This is a genomic window from Microcoleus sp. C2D2 (assembly GCF_036702495.1).
In the GTDB taxonomy this organism is placed as follows: Bacteria; Cyanobacteriota; Cyanobacteriia; order Cyanobacteriales; family Microcoleaceae; genus Microcoleus.
This window is the reverse complement of sequence record NZ_JAUBTO010000250.1, coordinates 1-6,819: the sequence shown is the minus strand read 5'-3', so window position 1 is coordinate 6,819 and position 6,819 is coordinate 1. Positions and strand designations below refer to the sequence as shown.

Sequence of the window (6,819 nt, the reverse complement as noted above, 5' to 3'; positions counted from 1 at the left end):
TCTATCCTTGCTCTTCGCTGTGCTTATCTCAACGGTCAACTTTCAATTTGATGTATTTGCCAAACTGAGATGCACCCTTCGCTCGGCTAATATCGATCGAATCATCGAGAAGAAGGCTGCCGACCAAACAATTATTCAATTGGGGCTAAATAATGAAAAACTTATAAGAGAAAGAGAAAAGGTAATTAAAGATACCTTAAAGCATATCCGTACCAAACAATTTTCCAGTCAAGAGTTACAAAAATTAATTCAAGGATATGATAAACTTGATAATCGGGGTGAATATGTACGTTTTTGTGCTGCGGTTTTATATTATCTCAAGCAGGAGTACAGTGTTAAGAAAAAAAGTGGTTTATAAGTGTAAACGCCTCCTCCACCTATTCTCCCCACTTCGGGTCATGTACCCAAATCTGGCATTCATCGACCTGTAACAAATCCAGCAAAAGCTCTCTCTCCGCATCGGGAAGCCCCGGCAAGGGATTGTAGGAAAACAAAGCACGCGATCGCACCTCATCACCCTCACCTTTCTACAACCTTCTCCCATCGCCTCCTTTAAAGGTTTTTGAAGCGCGATCGCCCTTAACAAATAAGAAAAAGCGCGATCGCTCAATCGTCCCTTAAAGCCGACAGTGTTAAGGAATGAAAATCCGACCAACTCCTATATAGTTTTCGATGTAAAGTACAACCTCAATCAATCGATCGACACATTGCTCCCGATAGTCACGCTCAGCCACTCGATCGATGTTTCCGAGAGTAACAACAGGTAGCGAAGTTGGTGAACTTTCTTCACGAATAACTTGCTCTAACGAATCTGTTCCTTTCATACTGCGATTTGCTGTCAGCAGAATCATCTGGTTGTCTTGAGCAAATCGCCAAACAATTCGATCGCTACTATTAATTGGTAACTGAACTTCTTCAAAAATCACGAAGCGAATCGATAGTAAATCAACCCAACCTCCGGCAGTTATGCTGCCAAAAAGTATGAGAGCTTGCCCCTCAATATTATGGTCAATTATAAAAATCATCAGCTTGATACAGCCAGTCTAGCTTTTCGTGCCTGAAGTTTTGCCCAAGCTGCCTGTCGATCGGGCTTTGGCGGCATTCCTGCAATCTGAGCGAGCCGATCGCGATTGCGATCTTCCCAATACTGCCGGATTTCTTCTGCCTGTTGCAAAACTATTTGATACTCTGCCTCTACTTCAGTACGATTTGTTTCAATATAGGACATTGCTGCGTTGAATTGTTCGTCGGTTATGTAAAACTGATTGTGGATTAGCTTGGGTGGATAGCCAGCGCAGATGTAATCCATCAGTTGATAAAGTGTAATCCGCGTACCTGCGATCGTGAGTCCGCGCTCGGTGCGAATAATGGTTGATTTTCCGCTTGATACCGAAGTCATAGTTGTAACCTTTAAGGGATTATCTTCATTTTACCTTACTGTATCGACTCATAAATTCTCGCCCTCCCATTCAAATCCCTTCCACTCCATCATACTTTCAAACATTCTCGCTGCTGCTCACTACAAGGAACTCCATAAGCAGTATGAGGTCTAACATCAGGCGGTTGAAGTCCCAAAACAATTGATTTAGCCGGAACTCCCGCTGAAACTAACTCCTCAGCAATCAGGCGATCGGTATTATTTGCTTGAATCCACACCTGACCGTCAATAATATCAATATGAATCACGCAATGGTGAATGCGCTGCTCATTAAACCAACCTATATTTATTAACATATAACGGTCTTTTTCCAAATCAAAAATTATTTCATTTTGGCTCCCACTGTCAAAAACGGGAATCTCAGCGTATTCAGTAAGGAGCTGCTTAACAAGTTTGCGATAATTATTTAAGCTATCCATTGTACTATTTCCTCTATTTTTGGGTTGAAAACAACCAAATTTATGCGGTTATTATCTAGCAATATCTGACCAAAACTTTCTCCTTCAAAAAGCTCTGTAAAAGCATTTAGTGGAATCGCAAGATACAGTTGTCTTTCTGATTCCGTCCGTTTTAAGATGTCATAGTAAAGAGTATATTGACCCAAAGCTTGCTCTAAATCTGCAATTCTAGACTCTCTGATAAAACTTTTAACTTCAACGGCTATCTTGCGATCGTTGTTCTCAGCAGCTAATAGCTGTTCGGCACCAAGATCGATCGATAGGTTTCTCTTCGCCCAAGCCAAGGGATACGGATCGTGGGTAATTGTCCAGCCAGCCTTAATGAGAGCCTGTTTGACAACTTGATGATAAATGTCTCTTGCTGGCACGATCGCTCTCTTTTGCGATCGAGGTTGACACTGACTATTATAATGTGCAGAAGTCTCAACCATTATACGAGAAATTCAATCTGAAACAACACGATCGCCCGTTAGCGAAGCCCTCGAAGAGGATCGCCCCACCCAAATAGTCCTGCACCCACATCGAGGCCAGAAACCGGGTTTCTTCGTATATCTCTAGCTGAGAATCAGCGATTTTTCAGAGAAACCCCGTTTCTTCGCGTAACTCCTACCAAATCAAAATCTGGCAATACCCTAAATATAATTAAAATTTGTTAAGATTAACTCGACCTCAGCGCCGGCATCCCATCCGCCGCTAAACCAGCCCTTCCCCAGTCCCCACAACAATGCTGCGACTCGAACACATCAGTAAAATTTACCCCACAGGCGTCGTACTCAAAGATGTCACCTGGGAAGTCAAGCCAGGCGATCGCATCGGCTTAGTAGGCGTTAACGGTGCCGGCAAATCCACCCAACTCAAAATCATCGCCGGCGAAATCGAACCCACCGCAGGCGAAGTGATTCGCCCCGCCAGCCTCCACATCGCCTACCTCTCCCAAGAATTTGAAGTAGATCCGACTCGCACCGTCAGAGAAGAATTTTGGCGCGCCTTCAGCGAAGCCAACGAAGTCCACGAATCCCTGATGCAAGTGCATCGAGACTTGGAAGCCTCCACCCCAGAAAATCTCGACGAACTGATCCACAAAATGGATCGGCTGCAACGGCAATTTGAAGGCTTGAACGGCTACGGTTTAGAATCTCAAATCGAGAAAATTTTACCGGAAATCGGATTTGAACCCGAAGACGGCGATCGATTAGTCAGCGCTTTCAGCGGCGGCTGGCAAATGCGGATGAGTTTGGGCAAAATTCTCCTCCAAAAACCCGACATCCTGCTGCTAGACGAACCTACCAACCACCTCGACTTAGAAACCATCGAATGGCTGGAAGTTTACCTGAAAGGGCTGATAACCCCGATGGTAATCGTATCCCATGACCGAGAATTTCTCGATCGGCTCTGCACCCAAATCGTCGAAACCGAACGCGGCGTTTCCACCACCTACCTCGGCAACTACTCCTCCTACCTGCTGCAAAAAGCAGAAGCCAGAGAAGCCCAACTCAGCGCCTACGAAAGCCAGCAAAAAGAACTCGAAAAACAGCAAGCATTCGTAGAAAAATTCCGCGCCAGCGCCACTCGCAGCACCCAAGCCAAAAGCCGCGAGAAACAGTTAGACAAAATCGAACGCATCGAAGCGCCCACCGGCGGATTAAAAACTTTGCATTTCCGCTTTCCCCCCGCACCCCGCAGCGGTCGCGAAGTAGCAATAATTGAAGATTTGGTGCACACCTACGGCGACAAAATCCTATTTTTGGGAGCCGACTTGTTGATTGAAAGGGGCGATCGCATAGCCTTTCTCGGCCCCAACGGCGCGGGCAAATCCACCCTGCTGCGACTGATTATGGGTTTAGAAAAGCCTTCTGAAGGTACAGTCAAATTGGGAGGCCACAACGTCATCCCCGGTTACTTTGAACAGAATCAGGCAGAAGCCTTAGATTTGAATAAAAGCGTGCTCGAAACCATTCACGACGAAGTACCCGACTGGAAAAATGAAGAAGTTCGGACTTTGTTGGGGCGGTTCTTGTTTACCGGCGAAACAGCATTCAAACAAGTCGGCGCTTTGAGCGGCGGAGAAAAAGCCCGTCTGGCTTTAGCAAAAATGCTGTTGACTCCCGTGAATTTGCTAATTTTGGACGAGCCGACAAATCACCTCGACATTCCGGCGAAAGAGATGATGGAAGAAGCCATTCAGAATTATGACGGTACGGTAATTATCGTTTCACACGATCGCTATTTCATCTCCCAAGTAGCTAACAAAATTGTCGAGATTCGGGATGGAGAATTTCGCCCTTATTTGGGAGATTACCACTACTATCTGGATAAAATAGCCGAAGAAAAAGAGCTAGCAAAAATCGCCAAACTTGAAGCTGAAAAAGCGGCTAAAAAAGCCGAAAAAGAAGCGAAGAAAAAAGCAATAGCTAAGCAAAAATAAAGCGGCAACGGTCGCAGATAAACCTTACATCTGCGTTTATCTGCGTTCATCTGCGGTTAGAAATAAAAAATCCCTATTTCTAACCCAAGACTCTATTAATCATCTGATTCGCCTGCGACTCATAACTCCCACCAAACAAATTAAAATGATTCAAAATGTGATATAGATTATATAAACTTTTCCGCCGATCGTAGCCTCCATCCAACGACCAAACCTGATTATATCCTCGATAAAATAGCGCCGGAAACCCGCCAAATAACTCCGTCATCGCAATATCAACTTCTCTATCTCCAAAATAAGTTGCCGGGTCAAAAATCACTGGTTCCCCCGCAGAGGTCACCCCCGCATTTCCCCCCCACAAATCCCCGTGAACTAGCGAGGGTTGAGGTTCATAACCAGCTAACAATTCAGGAATCATCTCTAATAAACGTTCCCCTTGCGGAAAATGACCGCCCCGACGCCTCGCCAATTTTAACTGATAACCAATCCGATGTTCTGCCCAAAATTTTGCCCAATTTGCCGTCCAATTATTAATTTGCACAGTTGAGCCGATCGTATTATTAATATCCCAACCAAAAACCTTCCCAAGCAAGGTAGAATTACGCTCTTCTCCCCCCCTTAGCAAGGTAGAATTACGCTCTTCTCCCCCCCTTAGCAAGGGGGAGTTGGGGAGGGTATATTTGTGCATTGTCGCCAGTTTGCGCCCCATTTCCTCCCAAGCTCTCTCGCCCCCGCGACTTACCAAATCCAGCCATTCCAGCACAATATAAGCTGAATTCCCCTCAGTTCCCCAGCAAATCGGCTCAGGTACTCGAATCGTCTGGGTTGCCCGCATTTGCTGCAAACCCAAAGCCTCGGCTTCAAACATCGCAATTTGGGAAGCTTGATTGATTTTCGCGAAGTAAGCGCGGGAACTGCTGCTAATAGAAAAGCCTTGATTGATGCAGCCGCCGCTGACAGAATGGCGATTGTCAATAGAAAATGTTTCTCCGGTTGTTTCAGAGATGTGCGCGGCAATTTTGTCCCACATAGCATCAAATCGTTTTAAGGGCGATCAAAATTAGTTTATATGACTGCCGACACTTTACAGTTCATATTTTTAGTTAATTTGCAGATATAATTTTCGTTCCGGGAACCAATAACTCACGCCACCCTCAAGTATTATATGGGTGGAACAGGGATTAAGGGCGATCGTACAGGATAAAGATTCAGCAATCTAAATTAGCCTGGAGAAAACTCCTGCTCAGTCTCATCTCATGTCCAGTTGATTCATTCTTTGAGCCAGGGGGAACGCATCTTATTGAACACTGTTTATCAGTGGTGAGTATATTGTGATATAAATTCAGTATTTTTAGAAGCTACAGATACGCTTTGTAATGACTTTTGCAAGAAAATAAGAACTGATTAATGGTGGTTTTTACTTAATGCTAATTTTGAGACCATAAAAAGATTACAACCACTGTTTACAAGTTGTATAATAGTTATTAATGAGTTATTCGTGAGAATTTAGTTAACTGCAACAGCGAGGATCTTAGTCAAATAGTTATCATCCCACCCGGCTCGAAGTCGCTTATTTCTTGCTCCAGGGCGAACGCATCTAAATTTTATGTTAACAGAATATGGTATATTGGAGAATAATTATTGAGTACCCAAAAACATTTAATTAGAGTTTACCATTATGAAACTCAAACCTAAAATTACTATTGCTGACCATTTTTGCGACTTAGAATATCCAAGAATTGAGCGGACGAAACATCATCAATTAATTGATATTATCACCATCTCAATTTGTGCCGTGATTTGCGGTGCTGATACATGGGTGGATATCGAAAGTTACGGTCGAGCTAAATATGAATGGTTAAAGAAATTCTGAGAATTACCGAATGGCATACCTTCACATGACACAATTGCGCGAGTATTTTCTCGGCTCAAACCCGAGGAATTTCAGAAATGTTTTTTGAGCTGGATTCAATCTATTAGTTGCTTCAATCCAGGAGAAGTAATCGCAATTGATGGCAAAACTCTTCGCCATTCTTACGCTCGGGGGGGAGATAAAAAAGCAATTCATATGGTCAGTGCTTGGGCGACCAGTCAAAAATTAGTTTTAGGACAAGTTAAAGTTGATAAAAAATCTAATGAAATCACAGCTATTCCGGCTTTACTCAAAGTATTAGAATTAAACGTCAGCATTGTCACGATTGATGCGATGGGCTGTCAGAGGTCAATTGTGAAGTCAATTGTCTCACAGGGAGGAGATTATGTAATCACGTTAAAAAAGAACCAGGCATCCCTGTATGCTAGAGTAGAAGAGTTGTTTAAACAAGCAATTAGTCAAGGATTTTCGGGATTTACACATACAGCTTATTCGACTAAAAAAGAGAGAGAACGATCGCGGTCGCTCAGAAATCCGACATCACAACCATGTTAAGTGAAATCAAAGAGCTGATTGACCCCGACAATCAATGGGAGAAACTTCAAAGTATAGGTCTGATAGAATC

At 43.7% G+C, this 6,819-nt stretch carries 7 protein-coding genes and 1 pseudogene; 3 read left to right on the top strand and 5 right to left on the bottom strand.

Annotation, left to right across the window (positions count from 1 at the left end; genetic code table 11):
* The coding region (locus QUB61_RS36825; protein WP_333136188.1) for a hypothetical protein at positions 1-358 on the top strand (358 nt) is incomplete at its 5' end.
* Between the two features lie 274 nt (positions 359-632).
* Here QUB61_RS36825 and QUB61_RS36820 read toward each other — a convergent pair.
* The 4 genes from QUB61_RS36820 to QUB61_RS36805 all read right to left on the bottom strand — a co-directional run bounded on the left by QUB61_RS36820 (position 633) and on the right by QUB61_RS36805 (position 2,327).
* Complete coding sequence (locus QUB61_RS36820; RefSeq protein ID WP_333136190.1) at positions 633-1,025, bottom strand: ACP S-malonyltransferase; 393 nt, start codon at positions 1,023-1,025, stop codon at positions 633-635.
* Positions 1,025-1,399, bottom strand: coding sequence for a DUF433 domain-containing protein (locus tag QUB61_RS36815; protein WP_333136192.1), 375 nt, complete (start codon positions 1,397-1,399; stop codon positions 1,025-1,027). Before QUB61_RS36815 ends, QUB61_RS36820 begins: the two co-directional genes overlap by 1 nt.
* Positions 1,400-1,488: 89 nt before the next feature.
* Positions 1,489-1,857 (bottom strand): XisI protein, encoded by a 369-nt coding sequence (locus tag QUB61_RS36810; protein WP_333136194.1) that lies wholly within the window; start codon positions 1,855-1,857, stop codon positions 1,489-1,491.
* The gene (locus QUB61_RS36805) at positions 1,845-2,327 is read right to left on the bottom strand and encodes an element excision factor XisH family protein (protein WP_333136196.1); all 483 of its coding nucleotides are present in this window, start codon (positions 2,325-2,327) and stop codon (positions 1,845-1,847) included. Before QUB61_RS36805 ends, QUB61_RS36810 begins: the two co-directional genes overlap by 13 nt.
* 293 nt (positions 2,328-2,620) lie before the next feature.
* Between QUB61_RS36805 and QUB61_RS36800 the strand changes: the two genes are divergently transcribed.
* On the top strand, positions 2,621-4,321 hold the full coding sequence (locus tag QUB61_RS36800; protein ID WP_333136198.1) for an ABC-F family ATP-binding cassette domain-containing protein: 1,701 nt from the start codon (positions 2,621-2,623) through the stop codon (positions 4,319-4,321).
* A gap of 79 nt (positions 4,322-4,400) precedes the next feature.
* Here the strand turns inward: QUB61_RS36800 and QUB61_RS36795 are convergent, their stop codons facing one another.
* The gene (locus QUB61_RS36795) at positions 4,401-5,351 is read right to left on the bottom strand and encodes a fructosamine kinase family protein (RefSeq protein WP_333136200.1); all 951 of its coding nucleotides are present in this window, start codon (positions 5,349-5,351) and stop codon (positions 4,401-4,403) included.
* Positions 5,352-5,999: 648 nt separating this feature from the next.
* Here QUB61_RS36795 and QUB61_RS36790 point away from each other — a divergent pair.
* Positions 6,000-6,819 (top strand): annotated as a pseudogene (locus tag QUB61_RS36790) (ISAs1 family transposase); the annotation flags it as partial.

Bases quoted from the DNA above. Each gene is read 5' to 3' on its own strand.
- QUB61_RS36795 (WP_333136200.1), bottom strand. From the start codon at position 5,351: ATGTGGGACAAAATTGCCGCGCACATCTCTGAAACAACCGGAGAAACA.
- QUB61_RS36820 (WP_333136190.1), bottom strand. From the start codon at position 1,025: ATGATTTTTATAATTGACCATAATATTGAGGGGCAAGCTCTCATACTT.
- QUB61_RS36805 (WP_333136196.1), bottom strand. From the start codon at position 2,327: ATGGTTGAGACTTCTGCACATTATAATAGTCAGTGTCAACCTCGATCG.
- QUB61_RS36815 (WP_333136192.1), bottom strand. From the start codon at position 1,399: ATGACTTCGGTATCAAGCGGAAAATCAACCATTATTCGCACCGAGCGC.
- QUB61_RS36800 (WP_333136198.1), top strand. From the start codon at position 2,621: ATGCTGCGACTCGAACACATCAGTAAAATTTACCCCACAGGCGTCGTA.
- QUB61_RS36810 (WP_333136194.1), bottom strand. From the start codon at position 1,857: ATGGATAGCTTAAATAATTATCGCAAACTTGTTAAGCAGCTCCTTACT.